At 62.5% G+C, this 18,973-nt stretch carries 15 protein-coding genes; 10 read left to right on the top strand and 5 right to left on the bottom strand.

Annotated elements, in window-relative coordinates:
• Window positions 1-621 precede the first annotated feature (621 nt).
• Window positions 622-2,856 carry a glycogen debranching protein GlgX gene (gene glgX / locus RY831_RS21110; RefSeq protein ID WP_326508349.1) on the top strand — a complete coding sequence of 745 codons (2,235 nt, stop codon included), beginning with the start codon at window positions 622-624 and terminating at the stop codon, window positions 2,854-2,856.
• A gap of 76 nt (window positions 2,857-2,932) precedes the next feature.
• Here the strand turns inward: glgX and RY831_RS21105 are convergent, their stop codons facing one another.
• From RY831_RS21105 to RY831_RS21090, 4 genes are all read right to left on the bottom strand, one after another.
• Window positions 2,933-3,313 carry a hypothetical protein gene (locus RY831_RS21105; protein WP_326508348.1) on the bottom strand — a complete coding sequence of 127 codons (381 nt, stop codon included), beginning with the start codon at window positions 3,311-3,313 and terminating at the stop codon, window positions 2,933-2,935.
• 23 nt (window positions 3,314-3,336) lie between these two features.
• Window positions 3,337-4,557: a tetratricopeptide repeat protein gene (locus RY831_RS21100; protein WP_326508347.1), complete on the bottom strand. Its 1,221-nt coding sequence runs from the start codon at window positions 4,555-4,557 to the stop codon at window positions 3,337-3,339.
• 116 nt (window positions 4,558-4,673) lie between these two features.
• Window positions 4,674-7,523, bottom strand: coding sequence for a sensor domain-containing protein (locus RY831_RS21095; RefSeq protein ID WP_326508346.1), 2,850 nt, complete (start codon window positions 7,521-7,523; stop codon window positions 4,674-4,676).
• Window positions 7,524-7,754: 231 nt separating this feature from the next.
• Window positions 7,755-8,693, bottom strand: a complete 939-nt coding sequence (locus RY831_RS21090) for a 2-hydroxyacid dehydrogenase (protein ID WP_326508345.1) — start codon at window positions 8,691-8,693, stop codon at window positions 7,755-7,757.
• Between the two features lie 272 nt (window positions 8,694-8,965).
• On the opposite strand from RY831_RS21090, the gene RY831_RS21085 reads away from it, so the two are divergent.
• Window positions 8,966-9,472, top strand: a complete 507-nt coding sequence (locus RY831_RS21085; RefSeq protein WP_326508344.1) for an acyl-CoA thioesterase — start codon at window positions 8,966-8,968, stop codon at window positions 9,470-9,472.
• Between the two features lie 7 nt (window positions 9,473-9,479).
• Window positions 9,480-10,946 carry a hypothetical protein gene (locus tag RY831_RS21080; RefSeq protein ID WP_326508343.1) on the top strand — a complete coding sequence of 489 codons (1,467 nt, stop codon included), beginning with the start codon at window positions 9,480-9,482 and terminating at the stop codon, window positions 10,944-10,946.
• A gap of 458 nt (window positions 10,947-11,404) precedes the next feature.
• On the opposite strand, the gene RY831_RS21075 is transcribed toward RY831_RS21080, so the two are convergent.
• Window positions 11,405-11,950: a hypothetical protein gene (locus tag RY831_RS21075; protein WP_326508342.1), complete on the bottom strand. Its 546-nt coding sequence runs from the start codon at window positions 11,948-11,950 to the stop codon at window positions 11,405-11,407.
• A 31-nt stretch (window positions 11,951-11,981) separates the two neighbouring features.
• Between RY831_RS21075 and RY831_RS21070 the strand changes: the two genes are divergently transcribed.
• The 7 genes from RY831_RS21070 (at window position 11,982) to RY831_RS21040 (ending at window position 18,971) form a co-directional block, all read left to right on the top strand.
• Complete coding sequence (locus RY831_RS21070) at window positions 11,982-12,626, top strand: hypothetical protein (RefSeq protein ID WP_326508341.1); 645 nt, start codon at window positions 11,982-11,984, stop codon at window positions 12,624-12,626.
• Window positions 12,627-12,721: 95 nt separating this feature from the next.
• The gene (locus RY831_RS21065; protein WP_326508340.1) at window positions 12,722-13,756 is read left to right on the top strand and encodes an ATP-binding protein; all 1,035 of its coding nucleotides are present in this window, start codon (window positions 12,722-12,724) and stop codon (window positions 13,754-13,756) included.
• Entirely contained in the window at window positions 13,753-14,259 is a 507-nt protein-coding gene (locus RY831_RS21060; RefSeq protein ID WP_326508339.1) for a siphovirus Gp157 family protein, read from the top strand. The genes RY831_RS21065 and RY831_RS21060 overlap by 4 nt, the downstream gene beginning before the upstream one ends.
• Window positions 14,260-14,280: 21 nt before the next feature.
• Complete coding sequence (gene ssb, locus RY831_RS21055) at window positions 14,281-14,769, top strand: single-stranded DNA-binding protein (RefSeq protein WP_326508338.1); 489 nt, start codon at window positions 14,281-14,283, stop codon at window positions 14,767-14,769.
• Window positions 14,770-14,887: 118 nt separating this feature from the next.
• On the top strand, window positions 14,888-17,176 hold the full coding sequence (locus RY831_RS21050) for an ATP-dependent DNA helicase (RefSeq protein ID WP_326508337.1): 2,289 nt from the start codon (window positions 14,888-14,890) through the stop codon (window positions 17,174-17,176).
• Window positions 17,177-17,561: 385 nt separating this feature from the next.
• Window positions 17,562-18,332, top strand: coding sequence for a hypothetical protein (locus RY831_RS21045; protein ID WP_326508336.1), 771 nt, complete (start codon window positions 17,562-17,564; stop codon window positions 18,330-18,332).
• Window positions 18,333-18,365: 33 nt separating this feature from the next.
• Window positions 18,366-18,971: a hypothetical protein gene (locus tag RY831_RS21040; RefSeq protein ID WP_326508335.1), complete on the top strand. Its 606-nt coding sequence runs from the start codon at window positions 18,366-18,368 to the stop codon at window positions 18,969-18,971.
• The last annotated feature ends 2 nt before the right edge of the window (window positions 18,972-18,973 follow it).

Below are 18,973 nucleotides of genomic sequence, written 5' to 3'. Positions count from 1 at the left end.
TTGCGCACAGTATAGGCATGAGCAGGCATTAGCCCGATCCGGCAGGCGAAAAAAAGCCCGCAGATCTGACGATGTGCGGGCTGAATCCAATTCAAGGAGAGTTGGAGGAGACGGGAAACATCTTAACTCCGCCTCCTGACGGCGTCCGCTTTCGATTCATGATACTGAGATATAGACATGCCATATAACAGCGGCGCAGTCAGGACGCGACGTCGTGCTGCGGTTACTGTGGCCGGCCTGGAGCAGCGGACGCGGACCGGTATTAAATCTTCCACGCCTCCAGTTCCATGCGGGCAAGGAAATGGTTGCCATTGGTGTTGACCCCATCAAAATTCCTTCCAGCATGTCTCATTGAAATAGCTGTCTTACGGTGTGCGGTTCTTACCGCAACGATGCCAGCGGTGGAACCTGTTTCGAACAATGGCGGTTAATCACGGGTGACATCTACGATAGCGGCAGTTCCAACCGTCAATGTATGACCCTTTGCAAGTGCTGGAACGATTCAAATATTGCAACCTCTACGCTCTAGTCCGCTTTCAATACATGGCATAGCTCGATGAAAATCTTTCGTTCAAGAACATTTTTTCCCTCTTTCAATGGCATTTGCAATAGGGAGGAACAATGACGTTCAGCAATTCCGGTGGAGGCCCCGACATTCTGAAACCGTCCGTTGTCCGTGAAGGCCGGCCATTCCCGCTTGGCGCGACATGGGACGGGCTGGGCGTCAATTTCGCCATCTTTTCCGCCAATGCGACCAAGGTGGAGTTGTGCCTGTTCGATATCGACGGCCGCCAGGAAATCGAGCGCATCGAATTACCCGAGTACACCGACGAAGTCTGGCACGGCTACCTGCCTAATGCGCGGCCGGGCACGGTCTACGGCTACCGGGTACACGGCCCCTACGAGCCGGATGCCGGCCACCGCTTCAACCCCAACAAGCTGCTGATCGATCCCTATGCCAGGCAACTGGTGGGAGAGCTGCGCTGGGGACCGGAAGTGTTCGGCTACACGCTCGACTCGCCCGACAAGGACCTGTCCTTCGATGACCGCGACAGCGCGCATCTGGTGCCGAAGTGCCGCGTCATCGATCCGGCATTCACCTGGGGGCCGGAGCGCCGTCCGCAGGTGCCTTGGGAAAACACTGTCTTCTACGAAATGCACGTGAAGGGATTCACCGCGCTCAACGAGCGGATTCCGCCGGAAGAGCGCGGCACTTTCGCCGGTCTCGCCAATGCCGAGGTGGCTGCGTATCTGCGGGCACTCGGCATCACCACGGTCGAGCTGCTGCCGGTGCATTCTTTCCTGCACGACAGCTACCTGACTGAGAAGGGACTGAAGAACTACTGGGGCTACAACTCGATCGCCTTCTTCGCGCCGCATGCGGCCTACCTGCAGACGCCGTTCGCCAACGAGTTCAAGGAAATGGTCAACCAGTTCCACGCGGCCGGCATCGAGGTGGTGCTGGACGTGGTCTACAACCATACCGCCGAAGGCAACGAGCTTGGGCCGACGCTCTCGCTCAAGGGCATCGACAATGCCAGCTACTACCGGCTGATGCCGGACGACAAGCGCTTCTACATCAACGACACCGGCACCGGCAATACCGTCAACCTGTCGCACCAGCGCGTGCTGCAGATGGTGACCGACTCGCTGCGCTACTGGGTGCAGGAAATGCGGGTGGACGGTTTCCGCTTCGACCTGGCCACCATTCTCGCGCGCGAGCCCTACGGCTTCGACGAGGGCGGCGGCTTCCTCGACGCCTGCCGCCAGGACCCGGTGCTGTCGGCCGTAAAGCTGATCGCCGAGCCCTGGGACATTGGCCCCGGCGGCTACCAGGTCGGGCAGTTTCCGCCCGGCTGGGCGGAGTGGAACGACAAGTTCCGCGATACCGTGCGCGCTTTCTGGAAAGGCGACGAAGGCCAGCTGTCGGATTTCGCCTCGCGCATCTCCGGTTCCGGCGACCTGTTCAACAAGCGCGGCCGCCGTTCATGGGCCAGCGTCAATTTCATCTGCGCGCACGACGGCTTCACGCTCAACGACCTGGTGTCGTACAACGACAAGCACAACGAAGCCAACGGCGAGGAAAACCGCGACGGCCATTCCAACAACCATTCCTGGAATCATGGCGTGGAAGGCCCGACCGACGATCCTGAAATCTGCGCGCTGCGCGAACGGCAGAAGCGCAACCTGATGGCGACGCTGATCCTGTCGCGCGGCACGCCGATGATTCTTGCCGGCGACGAATTCGGCAACTCCCAGCGCGGCAACAACAATGCCTATGCGCAGGACAACGAGATCACCTGGCTGGAGTGGGCGAAAATCGGACAGGAAGACCGCACCATGCTGTCCTTCACCCGCAAGCTGCTGGAGATCCGCAAGAGCTTCCCCATCCTCAACCGGGGCCGCTTCCTGACCGGCAATTACAACGAAGAGCTCAATGTCAAGGATGTCGCCTGGCTCACGCCCGACGGCAGCGAAATGGCCGAGCAGCACTGGCAGGATACGAATGCCAAATGCTTCGGCATGCTGCTCGACGGGCGTGCGCAGGCCACCGGCATCAAAAAGCAGGGTTCGGATGCGACGCTGCTGATAATTTTCAATGCCCATCATGACGTGGTGAACTTCACGCTGCCCGCCGTACCCGAAGGCAGGGATTGGGTGAACCTGATCGATACCAACGAGCCGGACCGCGCCGAGCATCCGACCTTCGACTTCGGCCATGTGTATGAAGTGACCGGCCGCTCGCTGCTGGTCTTCGCGCTGATCGGCGAGGACAAGCAGTTGTGGCGCTTGCGGAACGCGGGATCGATGCGGGATATCGACAACTGGGTAGGCCCGCCCGCGCAGCAGCAGTAGCGCCGAGAAGCATCAGCCTGAAGATGAAGAGGTGAAGGTGCGCAGGCACGTAGGTCTGCGCACCGCCTGAGTGGAATCATTCCTCCGGCGAGGCAGGTCCGGAATCGGTCAGCTTGCCGAGCAGGTCCGACAATTGCCCGCTCATCGTCGTCAGCACGCCGGTCAGGTAGGCGAGCTGCATCTCCAACTGCTCGACTCTCTGTTCCAGGCTGGGCGGAGTTTGCCGTGTCGCGGGTACACCCGCGGTGTTGGGCGTATCGACAGTATCGTCCGTGCCCTCCGTGCCCGCTTCCGGCGGCTGCACTGCCTGCTTGCGCTGCTCCAGGATGCGCTCAAGGATCTTCAGGGCAGTTTCATAATCGCCCTTGGTCTGGTCCAGCAAATAGCTGCAATGCGCCAGCGGCTCGCCGGTCATCTGGTGCAGCCGCAGCGCCATCTGCGCGTTTCTTTCCTGCATGGCAGTCTCCCGTGAAAAATTGATTAGGCGAGATAGACATACAGCCCGTCGACCGCGCGCCCCTGGTCATGGCGTATCGGCGCCCGCGCGATCTCGTCCACGCGAAAGCCGGATGCCTGCGCCAGCCTGCGTATGTACTGTTCCGAATGCGCATAGCGCAGGCTGGGCAGAAGCTGCAGCTCCTGCTGCGCGGCCTGTGCATCGCCGGGTGCTTCCACGGTGAACAGGAAGCGGCCGGATGGCGCCAGCAGGCGGCGGACATGACGGAATACCTCGCCCAGTTCGCCGACATAGATGAAGACATCGGCGGCCACCACCAGGTCCGCGGTTTCTTCTGCCGCCGCCAGATAGGCGGTGATGTCGGCATGCGTCAGTTCCCGGTAGATGCCGAGCCGGCGGGCCTGGTCCAGCATGGCCCGCGATATGTCGACGCCGTCGACGGCGTCCGCCAGCGGGCGAAGCAGCGGAGCGCACAGGCCGGTGCCGCAGCCCAGGTCGAGCGCCCGCCGGAATGTCTTTCCGGTCCCGGCCTGCGCCTGCAAGGGCCGCAGCAGCCGCTCGTATCCCTCGTAACGCAATTGCCCGACCACGTGCTGCTGGAAATCGGCCGCATAGTCATCGAACAAGCCTTCGACATACCGGCGCGGCGGCGTTGGCGGAACGGCGGAAGCCGCATTCCCGCGCACCGACGCCAGGTAGTAGCCGTTCAGCTCGGCATCGCCGCCGAAGGCAATGGCCTTCTCGAAACAGGCTGCGGCTTCATCGAGCCGGTGCAGTTCGCGCAGCAGGCTGCCGCGCGCGCTCCAGGCCTGCGCAAATTCGGGGGCTGTCGCCAGGCATTGATCGAAAGCGCGCAGCGCATCCGGCACGCGCGCCTGGCGCAAAAGGCATTGGGCCTTGTGCAATTGCAATGCGGCCTGGCCCGGCGAAAGGCGGATCGCCTGCTCCAGCGCATCTACCGCTTCCTGCCATCGGCCCAGGGCTTCGTGCGCCAGTCCGAGGCTGGCCCAGGCGTCCGCGTAGGCCGGGTCGGCCCCGGTCGCCAGCTCCAGCAGCGGAACAGCTTCTGCATGCCGCCCCAGGTGGAACAGCGTGATGCCGAGATTGCCGGCCACGGAGGGGCGTCCCGGCGCGAAGGATAGGGATGCCTCGAAAGCGGTGCGAGCCTGTTCCAGCCGGCCGGCTTCGAAATGTTCGACACCCTGAAAAAACAGGGTGCGTGCCTGTTCCAGTGCGGAATCCATGGAAATTGTTCTCCTGCCGGACGGGCATGCCTCCGGTCTGGTGTTGCATTGATGATGGTGCTGCAAGGTCTCCCGGCATTGTAGCGCGGCGCCGCGGCCTGCCCGGACCGGCGGCGCTATCCTGCATGCCTTTGCGCGGCGGGCAGGCGCGACAGGTAGGCTTCGAACGCTTCCAGCGTCAACGGCCTCGCCAGGAAGTAGCCTTGCGCTTCGTCGCAGGACGCGTTGCGCAGGAACTGCAGCGTCTCGGCGGTTTCGACGCCTTCGGCCACGACCGCCATCTTCAGCGCATGCGCCATGTCGACGAAGGCCTTGATGAATTCGGAACTGTTTTCATCCTCGTCCTGGTGCATCACGAAGGAGCGGTCGAGCTTGAGCACGTCCAGCGGAAAGCGGCGCAGGTAGGCCAGGCCGGAATAGCCGGTGCCGAAGTCGTCGACGGCAAGCTGGATGCCCAAACACTTGAGTTGCTTGAGCACGCCGGCCGAATGCGCGATGTCGTCGATCAGCGCGCTTTCCGTCAGTTCCAGTTCCAGCAGCTGCGGCGGGATGCCCGTCCGGTCCAGGACGCCGCGCACCTGCTCGACGATGCTGCGGGACTTGAGCTGGCGCGCCGACAGGTTGACCGAGATGCGCAGCTGCCGGCCGAATTTCCCCAGCAGCCGCTGCGCCTGGGTGCAGGCCTCTTCCAGCACCCAATGTCCTATCGTTTCGATCAGGCCGTTTTCCTCGGCGATGGGAATGAACTGCATCGGCGGCACATCGCCCAGCTCCGGATGATGCCAGCGCGCCAATGCCTCCATGCCGACGATGGACATGGTCTTGAGGTCGATGCGCGGCTGGTAATGCAGCGACAGTTCTCTCCGCTCCAGCGCATGGCGCAGGGACAGCTCCAGTTTCATCCGGGTCTTGGCCTCGACGCTCATCTCCGGCGCGAAGAAGCGGTAACCGTTGCGCCCGGCCGCCTTGGCGCGGTACATCGCGGTATCTGCGCACTGGAACAGCAGCTCCTTGGTTTGTCCGTGGTCGGGGAACATGCTGATGCCGATCGATGCGCCGACGAACACTTCCTGGCCGGCGACCTGGACCGGCGCGCCGAGCGTTGCCAGCAGCTTGCGTGCGATCGCCTCGGCCGACTCGCGGCCGGCGGAGCAGGGCGCGGCAACCACGAATTCGTCGCCGCCGAGGCGGGCAATGAAGTCGCCCGGCCGCAGACGATGCTGCAGCCGCCGGCCCACTTCGCACAGCAGCATGTCGCCTGGTTCATGGCCGAAGGAATCGTTGACCTCCTTGAAGCGGTCGAGGTCGATGAAAAAGATGGCCACGCCCTGGCTGTGCGGGGTGCTTTCCAGCATCTGCTGCACATGCGTATTGAGAAAGGCCCGGTTCGGCAAGCCGGTCAGCGTGTCATGCGTGGCCAGGTGCTCCAGGCGCCGTTCGGCCTGCTTGCGGGCGGTCACATCGCGCGCGGTTACGTACAGGGCAGCCTTGTCTTCCGCCCAGCGGGCCGACAGCGACAGATAGGCTATGCTGCCGTCCTTGCGGATCCAGCGGGTCTCGTAGTCGTGGATGGTGTTCTTGCCGGTGCGCAGGCCTGCATCGACCGCGCGGGTGTCCTGCAGTTCGTCGGCATGCAGAAAGTCGGCATAAGGCCGCCCCAGCCACTCGTCCGGCTGATAGCCCAGGATTTCGGTAAGCGCGCCATTGATGCGCAGGAAATGCCCATCGGCATCCAGCAGCGCGATGATGTCGAGAGAATTTTCGACCAGCGCCTTGTTCTCGTTGGCGAGCTGCACCAGGCGTTCGGCGACCTCGATTTCCCGTGTCACGTTGCGGCCGATGCCGCGGTAGCCGCGGAAGATGCCGCCGTCGAAGACCGGCTCGCCGGAAATGCTGACGTAGCGCACCCTGCCGTCGCCCGGAGCGAAACCGCCATAGCGGAGATCGCGGAACGGCTGCCGGCTCGCCAGTTTTTCGAGATACAGCCGCAGGCCCGGTTCCGAAGCATCGCGCGCAAGATCGGCGCGCGTCTTCTGGAGGAAGTAGTCGACCGGCGCGCCGAAGATCTTTTCCGCGCCTTCGGAAATGAAGGTGAAGCGGCCTGCTTCGTCGGTCTCCCAGTACCAGTCGGAGGAAAGCGTGGTCAGGCTGCGGAAGCGCTCCTCGCGTTTCTTCAGTTCCTCCCTGGCCTGGCGTTCGAAGCTGACGTCGCGGCATACCGAGATCACGCCGGTGCATTCCCTGGTGACCGGATCGGTCAGCGTGCGCATCTTCGTCGCCATCCATACGTAATGGCCCTGCCTGTGCAGCTTGCGCAACTCCACCATCCGGCCTTCGTCGCCGGTGGCGAGCTGGCGCTGCACCTCATCGATGACGAGTGCCGTGTCTTCGGGATGAATATGATCGTAGGCCGACTTTCCGATCAGTTCGGCCGGCTCGAATCCGAGAATGGGGCCAACCGAGGCCGAGATGTGCATCACGATGCCGGCGGCATCGTGATGGGTGATTACGTCGGAGCTGTTTTCCGTCAGCAGACGGTGCGTGGCCTCGCTCTTGCTGATGTCTTCCAGGGCCGCATGATGGTCGCTGACATCGATCTCGCTGCCGTTGTATCCGAGGAATTCGCCGCCGCATCCGAAACGCGGCGTGCCGGTTCCCATCATCCAGCGCACCGAGCCGTCGCTGCGGAGGATCCGGTACCGAATCTGGTATTCGCGCCTGTCCTCCATGGCTGCACGCAGCGCAGGAAGAACGCGCGGCATGTCGTCCGGGTGCATGAACTCCAGCCAGGCCGAGATATCGATCTTCTCGTCCTTGCGGAACAGGGCGGCGGTGCTCGGATTGATGTAGGTGCAGAAATTCTTCGCGTCCAGCATCCACATCACCATGGGTGCGGAATCGGCGACGCGCCGTATGGTCGACTTGGTGCCGGGCAGGCTTTGGCTGGGAGGGAAATGCGGACTCATTTGGCTGCTCGCGATGGCGGCCCGTCTTCTCGGCGAAGCAGGGGTACATGGATCGGTATGCTGCACCCCGAATGATGCCATAAGGAAACATTTCAGGCGCGCTGAAATTGGCGAAACCCTGCCCAGACAGGGCTGGATCGAGTGCAATTTCAGCGCTTGACGTCGTACCGGTGCAACTTATGCATGCGAGGATTGCCTGTTTGACATGCTAAAAGCCTGGTTCGGGCGTGGTCAGATTGCGGATGCCTTCGGCGCGCCATGCTCAAAGAAGTGCGTGAGGTTCTCAAGCACCAGCGCAGCCATCGCTTCTCGCGTTTCATGCGTGGCGCTGGCGATATGGGGCAGGAGCACCACGTTGTCGAGCGCGAACAGCGCCTGCGGCACATGCGGTTCGTTCTCGAACACGTCGAGTCCCGCGCCGGCGATGCGCCGCTGCGCGAGCGCATCCACCAGCGCCGCCTCGTCGACCACCGTGCCGCGGGAGATGTTGATCAGGAAGCCGGCCGGTCCGAGCGCGTCGATGATCTTCGCCGATACCAGATGGCGGGCTTCCGCTCCTCCGGCACTGGCAATGACCAGGAAGTCGGCCCAGCGGGCCAGCTCTTCCAGCGAGGATTCATACGCATAAGGCGCATCGGCAAGCTCGCGGCGGTTGTGATACCGCACCTCCATGTCGAAGCCCGAGGCGCGCCGGGCAATGACTCGGCCGATGCGGCCCAAGCCAAGGATGCCGAGCCGCTTGCCGCTTACCTGCACCGACAAGGGAAAATTCCTGTTTGGCCATTCGCCGCTGCGCACGAACCGGTCCGCCGCCGACAACCCGCGCGCGACATCGAGCAGCAGGCCGAATGCGGTATCGGCCACCGCATCGTTGAGCACGTCGGGGGTATAGCCGACCGCGACACCGCGGCGCTTCGCCGCATCGAGATCGATCTTGTCGAGGCCGACGCCAAAGCTGGAAATGATGCGCAGCGAAGGCAGACCGTCGATGAGGGCCGCGTCGGCGCCGCTGGCCGCACGGGTCACAAGCGCCACGAATTCATGGCCGTGCCGGGAAAGAAAGGTTTTCTGATCGGATTCGGTCCAGAGCGGGTGCACATCGTAGCGTTCGGCGAGCGCGGCTTCAAGCGAGGGTTGCAGGCGGTCAAACTGGAGAATTCGATGTTTCATTGCGGGTTCCCGTTGGATGGCGAAATGAAGCGTCCTGTTGCTCCGGAACGCTTGTTGCAACTGATTTTCCCACAATCGCCGCAAGTCGATTGGACAGCTGGCCAGAGAGTCTGGCAGTCAGGCGCGCTTTCGAATTGCCGGCGCCTATTCCAGCAAGAGCGGATAGCCATTACACTGCAACACTTGGAAGCATCCGCAAGCAGCGGCAAGCAGCCGCACCGGGGGCCATCCTGCAGCGCATGCGGGCCAGTCATGAAAACAGGGAGAACAAAATGAGCACGACCGCAGCAGAAACCAGCCGTCCGCGCGAAATAACCTTGCGCTTTCTCGCCGAACCGGGCGATGTCAATTTCGGCGGCAAGGTCCACGGCGGCGCCGTGATGAAATGGATCGACCAGGCCGGCTATGCCTGCGCGGTGGGTTGGAGCGGCTATTACTGCGTCACCGTCTATGTCGGCGGCATCCGTTTCTACAAGCCCATCTTCATCGGCCAGGTGGTCGACGTGAAGGCCAGCGTGGTGCATACCGGCAGTTCCAGCATGCATATCGCGGTGGAAGTGTCGGCCACCGATCCGCGTACCGGCGCCCGCAAGCTGACCACACGCTGCCTGATCGTCTTCGTCGCCGTCGACGGCGGCGGCGACAGCGTCGGCGTTCCTGCCTGGGTGCCGCAGACCGATGAAGACAAGCGGCTGGAACAGTACGCGATGCACATGGCGCAGCTGCGCAAGGAAGAAGACAACGAGCTGCTGTCCCTGCCGACGCCGGCGAACCGGTAGGGGAAGCATGCCGTCCGATCGACACGAAACCGAAACACGGAACAAACCGGAGAACACTGACGATATCGGCGCAAGGCTCGGCATCGCTGCTGTCATGGCGCTTGCGGCAAGCTCGCTGGCGCGCGCCTTCGGCGGGCCCGCCTGGCTCTACCTGCCCATGCTCGGCGCGATGCTGCTGCTGATTGCCGCCGGCTTCGGGCGCATCAACAACAAGTTGCGCACCACATCCCTTATCCTGTTCTCGGTTGGCCTGCTGGCGGTGCCTTTCGCAAAGGATGCGGTCGCGGCGGTGCAGCGCGGGGTGTTCGTATCCGGCATGCTGGTCTCGCTGACGGCCAGCGTGCTGCTGATCGCGCGCTGTGCCGTGCAAAGTCCCCGCATCCAGATGATCGGCGCCGCGCTGCGCGAACGCCAGGGCACGCCGCGCTATGCCGCCTTCACGCTGGCCAGCCAGTTCTTCTCCGGCATTCTCGGACTCGCCGGCGCCAACCTGATGTTCGTGATGGCCGCGCCGCCGACGGAAAAGCAGAGTGAAACGCGCACGGCAACCGTGGTCTCGGTCAGCCGCGGTTTTACCGCCGCAAGCTGCTGGAGCCCGGTATTCGGCAACATGGCCATTCTGCTGGCGCTCTACCCCAGCCTGCACTGGGCGGAGGTGTTCCCGGTCGGCCTGGCCCTCGGCCAGCTGACCGTGGCAGTCAGCGTGTTCATGCAGCACGCCGCCGCCAGGCGCGCCGCAGCTGCCGATGCGGTAGCGGACGATAGTGCAGCGGGGGTCGCAACCACGTCGGCCGCAGCGCCGCCCACTCCGTTGTCGACCCTGCTATGGATCGCCGCGCCGGTCGTGCTCGTCCTGCTCGGTTTCCTGTTGGTGATCATGAGCCTGAGCAGGATGCTCCACATCATGATTTCCGCCGCCATCATCATGATGGGGCCACTGGTGTCGCTCGCGTTCAACGCCGGCATGGGAGAGCCTGGCCGGAGGCTGGCTAGCGGCGTGCGCGGATTACTGGGCAGCATGCGCCTGTTTCCCGCCCTCGGCAGTGAAGCCATGCTTTTCCTGTCGGCCGGCTGTGCCGGCAGCATCATGGCCGACGCCTTCCCCGAGGCATGGGTTTCCTTCATCGGCGCCCACTTGGGCGGCCATCCGTTCCTGGCGGTGGGATTTCTCGTGCTCGGTATCATGGCGGCCGCTCTAGCGGGCATTCATCCGGTACTGTCCGCAGTCTTTCTCGCCTCGACGCTGACGCCCGCGGTGCTGGCCATCCCTCCGATCGCGCATATGGCCGCCATTCTCGCCGGCTGGGGTCTTTCCGCCAGCGTCACGCCGTTCTCCGTGCTGTCGCTCACCGCAAGCCGCTATGCCGGCGTCAGCCTTTACCGGATCAGCCTTGGCATCAACTGGAAATATGCAGTGGCCAATGCGGTCATCGTCTGCGGCCTGCTCACCGCTTACATTCTCGTTCTTGCCTGAAGCCCATGCCGGTTTTGCCGGCATGGCAGAAATACTCAAGTTTAATTTACAACATGCAATGTTTTAATTTGATTAACGAGCATGTGGCAAATTAATTAAGATTGCATGCCATTAAGAAAACACTGCTCGGAATTTCATTAATTTAATTAAATATATGCAATTTCTATAGTCGTAATTTTGCTGAAAAAATGTGCAGAAAGCGGCTTGAAAAAAAGCGAAGAAAACGCATATGAAAGAAGCGGTACTCTATTGTTCCCCTGCCTTTCCTCGAAGGAAAACATGTGTAAATTCAACGTGTTGCGTGAATGTGTGCATGGCGGCGGAAAGCCATTGCTTTCGCAGGAAATATCGAAATTCTTGTTGTACTAATTCCCCTGTTTGATTAAAATACTGTATATGCATACAGTGCTAGAAAAGACTGTATGAACAGTGCCTGGCGTATGCTTCAGGCAAGCTTTTTACCGGCGTGCCTGCCGGGTTTCTGGCTTGGAGGATGAAGCCTCAAGACGTTGGCGCAACATGGTGATCATGAATTCGCGTGCCTCCGCCTGCTGCGTTCGAAACAGCGTCAATGCCATTTCGATAAACAGCTTTTCGTTCTCGTCGACCGGTGGATTTAACCGGTCATGTTCCCGATCCATCCAGCCGCGGGGCAGCTTGAGTCGCTCTTCGATATTGCGGGCGACATTGCTTCCGATGTTCTTGCGGTTGCATTTGATGTGGCTGAGGTATCGGTCTGACAAACCTAGCTGCTCGGCGAACAGCTTGAGCATGCCGCGATGCGGCAAGTGGGGGCGCTGGTCAATGAAGTCGGTGTAGAGCTTGTGAAAGTTCCTATGCCGGATTTGTGCACTATCCATCGCCATTGATTTCTTCCTTTTGACAGCGTCATGAGCGGCCTGCTCGCGGTGCTCCGCGGTTGGCAGTGTAACCCGGGAATGTGATGCTGGGTTAGTTTGTGCGACCAAATCAGTTGTGTAAGAGAGATGGCCGCGCCATGACATGGGCAAATTTCGAGAACGGTAAACAGGGTTTATGAGCAAGACGAAAATTCATTATCCGCAGTGGAAGGAACGCAGTGCCGCCAGCAATCCGCGCCGCGACATCGGCTATCGCGAACTGATCGAGGCCATCACGCTGACGGCCGAGGTGTGCGGACAGGCATTGTCGCGCGCAGCCGCCGAAATGCTGGCGAACGACCTCGCGGATTTCAGCGAGGACGACGTGATGACCGCGTTGGCGCGCTGCAGGCTGGAACTGCACGGGCCGCTGCGCGTCAAGGAGATCCTCCTGCGCCTCGAGGATGGCCGGCCCGGCGTGGACGAGGCCTGGGCGCTTCTGCCGCGAGACGAACGCAGCTCCGTGGTATGGACCGAAGAGATGGCCCATGCATGGGGCGCGGTGCTGCCCATGCTTGAAAGCGGCGACATTGGCGCCGCGCAGGCAATGTTTCGCGAACTGTATTTGAAATGCGTGCTTGAAGCGCGGCTGCGCCGCGAACCGGCGCGCTGGACGCCTTCGTTGGGCAGTGACGTAGCCGCACGCGAGCCGGTGCTGCGCGAAGCGGTCGAAATGGGTCGCATGGCGGCTGCGCACGCCGAGCAGCTGCTGCAGGGCAGCAGCAAGGACGCCGATGAAGTGGCGCTGCTGGAGCAGGCCGATATCAAGAACCTGCATTGATGCAGGCAAGACAGCAAGACAGCAGCAGGGAGAAACGAATAAAAACGCTACCGAAGCGGTAGTGATGAACGGATCTCAATGATTGGAATCGCTTGATGGATTGCCAAGCTGATATGGATGATGGCGGCATGCAGTGGTACGAGCAGATCGGCCGTCAGGAGCAGTTCGAGAAATTTGACGAGAAACCCGAAAGGACACGACTTACCATGGCTACATTTGAAATTCACCGTGCAACCAAGCGCCGCGCGAAACTCCGTCTCGGCATGTCGGGTCCGGCCGGCAGCGGCAAGACCTACTCGGCCCTGCAGATCGCCAGCGGCCTGGGCGGACGCATCGGCATGATCGATACCGAACACGGCAGCGGCGACCTCTATGCCGATCTGCTGCCCGAAGGCTACGACGTGCTGTCGCTGTCTCCGCCGTACACACCGGCGCGCTACATCGAGGCCATCCATGCGCTGGAAGACATCGGCGTGTCGACCATCATCATCGACAGTCTGACCCATGCCTGGAGCGGCGAGGGCGGTTCGCTCGATCGCCAGGGCAAGATCGCCGACAAGTCCGGCAACAGCTGGCAGGCATGGCGGCAGGTGACGCCCGAGCACAATGCGCTGGTGGAAGCGCTGCTGCAGAGCCGCTGCCACATCATCGCGACCATGCGCGCCAAGACCGAGTACGTGCAGGAAAAGGACGAGCGCACCGGCAAGCAGGTGGTGCGCAAGATCGGCCTGGCGCCTATCATGCGCGACGGCATCGAATACGAGTTCACCACCTTCTTCGAACTCGACGTGCAGCACATGGCCTATGCCGGCAAGGACCGCACCCGCCTGTTCGACGCCGAGATCTTCCGGCCCGACGTCGAAACCGGCCGCAAGCTGCTGAGCTGGCTCAACAGCGGCGTCGACAGCGCGCAGCCCGCCAACGTGATGTCGCCAGACCAGAAGACCGCGATGATGGATGCGATCAACCGCGCCGGCAACCTCGACGATCTGTACCGCGCGTTCTCGGTGGCCTACCGGGTCGCCAATTCGCTGCCGGACGCCAACGCGCTGGCCGAGCTGACGGCGCTGAAGGACCAGCGCAAGGCCCTCTTGGAAGTGCATGACGAAGCCTACGGGTTGGCTGCATGAATCCGATCTTCGAGGCGTTCGAAGTCGCCGCGCAATACCGCCGGCTGGCCGAGCTGCTGGCGGAGCGGCACGATGACGAACAGGTCGTCGCCGATACGCTGGAAAGCATGTCCGAGCCGCTCGACGCGCGGCTGGAGAACCTGGCAAAAATGGTCAGGAACATCGAGTCCGCCCAGCGCGGCGTGGAGCAGACCATTGCCCATCTCGAAGCCCGTCACGAGGGCCTGCAGCGTGCCGCCCAGCGCGGCCGCCAGCTGATCCTCGACCTGATGCGCACGGCCGGGCGGGACAAGGTGAATACGGCGCTGTTCTCGATGGCGGTCAGGAAGAATCCGCTGACCGTGGTCATCGACGACGAGCGGCAGCTGCAGCCGGAGTTCTTCACGCATCATGAAGCGCCGGCGCCGACACCGAACAAGCGCGCCATCGCCGCGGCGCTGAAATCCGGGATACCGGTGGCGGGAGTGCATACCGAACAAGGCGTACGCCTTGAAATCCAGTAGTTCCAATCAGAGGAGATTGCAATGGCTACACTGAATAAAGTCACACTGATCGGCCATCTCGGCCGCGACCCCGAGCGCCGCGTTACCGCGGGCGGTGATGCCGTCACGCAGTTCACGCTGGCCACCACCGAAACCTGGAAGGACAAGTCCAGCGGCGAACGCAAGCAGACCACCGAGTGGCATCGCGTGGTGCTGTACCGCAAGCTGGCCGAGATCGCCGGCGAATACCTGAAGAAAGGTTCGCTGGTCTATGTCGAAGGCCGCCTGCAGACACGCAAGTGGACGGGCAAGGATGATGTCGAGCGCATCGCGGTCGAAATCATCGCCGACGACATGCGCATGCTTGGCGGACGTACGCACGAGCATGATCACGGCGCCGATGCCGATCATGCAGAGACGGAGCAGCATGCCGACTCGGACCAGGGGCAGGCACACAACCGCGAATCGGGCGCAGCCGCCCGTTCGAGCGCCTCGCGCTACGATTTCGTGGACGATGCGATTCCGTTCTAAGCAACAGCAATGCGTAACGAGCGAAGCAGGCTCATTCAGGCAACGCGATGAATGAGCTTTTCCAAAGCCGGCAACTCCAGCGCACTGGATTGCCGGCTTCTTTTTGACAATGGCGGGCATGGCAGCGGAGACTCAGCAGATAACCGGCACGCTAACGTCCTGCCAGGTGTACAACGAACGCTGGGGCCGGGGCATCGTGCGGCTGGAGGACGGCGACTACCTGGTGGTGACCGGCGAGTCCCTGGTCGGCCTGACGGAAGGAAACCGCTACAGGATGGACGGGCGCGTCGTCGTGCACCCGCGCTTCGGCAGGCAGTTCGAATGTGAAATAGCGGCTATCGACATTCCGCTCGACGACGAGGCGCTGGTGCAGCACCTGCGCAAGAACTTCAAGGGTTGTGGCGCGGTCACCGCCAGGAAGATCGTCGACCTCTATCGCGGCGACCTGACGAAATTGCGCGACCAGCTGGTGAGCAATCCGTACGCCCTCGACTTCACCAGGGTGACGAAGCGCAAGGTGTCGGTGGCCGGCGCGGAAGACCTGAAAGGGCTGGTTTATCGCGACCTGTCGACCCGGGTCGGCATCATCGGCGTCAAGGACAGCATCCTGCGCAAGCTGGCGGAATGGCTGGCCGGACGCGTCGAGGAAAAGCGCGAGCCCATTGCCGCCGCCTGGGCACTGTATTCAAAAGATCCGTATGCGCCGATACAGGATATCGACGGCTACGGCTTCGCCGCCGCCGATCTGATCGCGCTGCGCGGCATCGGCTTCCCCCGCTTCCACGAATTCCGCCTTGCAGCGCTCGTCACCCATGCCTTGCGCGACGGCTGCGAGCGCAATGGCCATGTTCACCTCAACCTGGAAAACCTGTCGGAACGCATCGGCGCCATCGATCCCGACGTCAGCCCGGAACGGGCGATGGCGGCCGCCAAGGTGCGCAAGGAACCGATCGTCATCGACGGCGACCGCCATTATCCGCGTCACCTGTGGAATGCCGAACGGGCGCTGGCCCGCAACCTCGCCGTGCGCGCGCTGCAGATGGCCGCGCCCATCATCGATGCTTCCGCCGAGGAACTCGACGGAGAGATTGCCGCCGCGGAGGCGATGCTGTCGACCGGCGCACAGGCATTTCGCCTCGATGCTTCGCAGCGCAAGGCAATCATCGGCATTCTCACATCGACCCACCTTGTGCACACGCTGACGGCAGGGCCCGGCTGCGGCAAGACCGCGTTGATGGAAATCCTGGTACATGTGGCCAGGGAAAGAAAGATCCTGTTCTGCGCGCCGACGGGCAAGGCCGCCAAGGTATTGTCTTCCCGCGTGCAGCGCTTCGGATTGTCCGCCACCACCATCCACGCCATGCTTGGCGTGACGGCGGAAGGCTTCGAATTCAACGAGCACAATCCGCTGGATGCCGACATCGTCATCGCCGACGAAACCTCGATGGATGACCTGATGCTGACGCGCTCGCTGATGGATGCGGTCGGTCCCGACACGCATGTGGTGTTCCTGGGCGACGTCGACCAGCTGCAGTCGGTCGGTCCTGGCCAAGTGCTCAAGGACCTGCTGCAGATGCCCTTCGACCATCACCGGCTGGTACATACCTATCGCAATGACGGCGGCATCCTTGACGTAGTGCGCCAGGCCGGCAGCGGCGTTGTCGACTGCGAAAACCGGGAAGATGTCAGCTTTTCGCACCGCCTGCCGGAGCCGGACGATGTCGGCGTCACACGGGTCACCCATGCTTACCTGGCAGCCATCGAGCGCTACGGCATCGTGCGCGTCGGGCTGCTGATGCCGCGCCGCAAGGGCGACATTCACCTGCCCGGCTGGAACATCACCTATCTCAACGAATTGCTGAGGCAGAGGCTCAACCCTGACGGCCGACGCGTCGTCGGTACCACGCTGCATGCGGGCGACCGCATCATCATCCGCAAGAACATCCTGATCGAACACGGCATCGATGCCGCCGGCAACAAGCTGGCCGAACAGGTGGTCAACGGCGACACCGGCTTCATCCGCGACTTCAGCGTCGATGAAACCGGGCGCAACGTGACCGAGCTGCATCTCGAACTGGATGACGGCCGCGCCATCCGCTTCCCGGGCAAGGAGGTCGAGTCCGTCGGGCTGGCGTATGCGATGACGGTGCATGCGGCGCAGGGTTCCGAATATGAAGTCGTGATTTTCGTGTGCACCAACGGCTCTCCCAACTTCGTGCATCGCGGCATCCTCTACACCGCGTTCTCGCGCGCTCGCAGCAAGCTCTGGGTACTGGGCGACGACCGCACCATTCGCGCCATCGCCGAGCGCGCCATCCCGGCACGCAATTCGCGCCTCGCCGAACGCATGCGCACCAGCATGCGGCACCTGCAGAAAATCGGCGGGACCGATCGAAGCGGGCGGTAAGCGCGGCAAGCCCGACAAGGCCTTTCGCTTGTTGAAGTAACTGCAGCCGGCCATGCCTTTGCTGCAGCAGTGCGCGCCGCGACCGCGCATGCAGCGCCGATCGGTCTTTTCCTTCCTTCTTGATAATTATTGAGATTCACTCCTGCCCCGCGCCGCCTGCGCGGTCCGCATGCTTGCGAGCGTGCGGCAAAGCCTTGCCACACAAGGCAATGACAGACATTTCCTCGCGTCATGACGCCGACCGCGCCGAGCGCATTGCCCTGCATGCATGCCGTCCGCCTGCATGCAGCCCGCTGCCGGCGCTGGAACCCCGGCCGTTGCCGCGCACACCTACTGGCTGAGCGGGTCGATGCCCGTTCTTCACAACACACTTCAAGGAAACCACATGAAAACAACACATTTCATCGCAAGCTTCGGTGCGGGCATGGCCGTTCTGCTGGCGCAGTCCGCGGCGCACGCCACGCACCCCGCGCCCGCGAACGCCGTCGCGACGGGCAATGTCTCCGTTGGCACGGCGGTCAATGGCAAATTCGCTATCGGCCAGAACGGCACCTCCTCGTCTTATGCTCACAACAGCCAGTCGGCCAGCGCAACAGTCAATGCATCCCGCGCCTATACGCCCAGCCAGAACGCCATCACCGCCGCCGTCTCCGGCGAAACGAGGTCGGAAAGCCTCGGCAAGGCGTACAACACTAGCACCGGTTCCGGCAGAGGCTCGGCCCTGTCTTCCGGTTTCGCCGATACCGCAGTGCGCGGCAAGCTCAACATCCCCGGCGTCACGCAGGGCTACAACGGCGGCGGCTCCGGCACCCATACCGACAGCCTGATCAAGGCCGGCACCAACCAGGGCAGCTATGTCACCGGCCAGACTGTTTCGGGCTTCGAGGCCGAGGTCAAGTACGGCAAGACATACAGCGTGGCGCCGATCGCCGCGCCGGCACCGTCCACCACGCCCGCACCGGCACCGTCCATCGGCACCACCGCCACCAAGTCGGTCAACGTCGCGGGAAGCAATGAAGGCTATGCCAGCGGCGCCAATACCACAGCAGCACTGCAGCAAATGAACGCCGCCGGCATCGCCAACATCAATTCGACCGGCTACTTCTTCGGCAACACCAAGCTGTCGGGCTCGACCGGTTACGCCAGCGCCCCGTAAGCAAAATCCCCCATAACACAGGCGAGAAAAATCATGAAGCTCATACCACTTGTTTTGCTGGCCGCGATGGCGGCCGCGGGTTCGGTGTCGGCACAGGGACTGGCGCTGCGCGCTAGTCCGGTGCTGCCACGCGGAGCCGGCGTGAACGCCGGTCCTGCCACTGCAACAACACATTCTCATTCCACTTCTTCCGCGACTTCCACGAGCCGCGGCGGCGCGGCACAAGGCGTCGGCAGCCAGGGCCAATCCCTGTCGATCGACAGCCATGCCGTGTACCACGCGCAGTCGCGCAATCCGGTGTCAACCGCGGTGGCGACGCCGCTGACCAGCAGCAACGACACCTGCATGGGATCGACCTCCATCGGCGGCAGCGCGGTCTCATTCGGATTCAGCGCCGGCACCACCTGGACGGATGAGAATTGCGTGATGCTGAAGAACGCGCGCGAAATATGGAACATGGGCTTCAAGGGTGCGGCACTCGCTCGCCTGTGCATGGACAAGCGCAATCGCGAAGCCTTCGAGCTGACCGGCATCAATTGCCCGGTCAGCTCGCAGGAAGCGCGGACAGCCGACGGCAGCAGGCTTGCCGACAGCGGCTCGCGCACCGGGAGCAGGGCCGAAGATATGTATCGTTACTGACA

Origin of the sequence: Noviherbaspirillum album (assembly GCF_035916955.1) — a bacterium.
Lineage (GTDB): Bacteria > Pseudomonadota > Gammaproteobacteria > Burkholderiales > Burkholderiaceae_D > Noviherbaspirillum > Noviherbaspirillum album.
The sequence above is the reverse complement of the archived record's forward strand: the minus strand, read 5'-3'. Positions and strand labels throughout refer to the sequence as shown.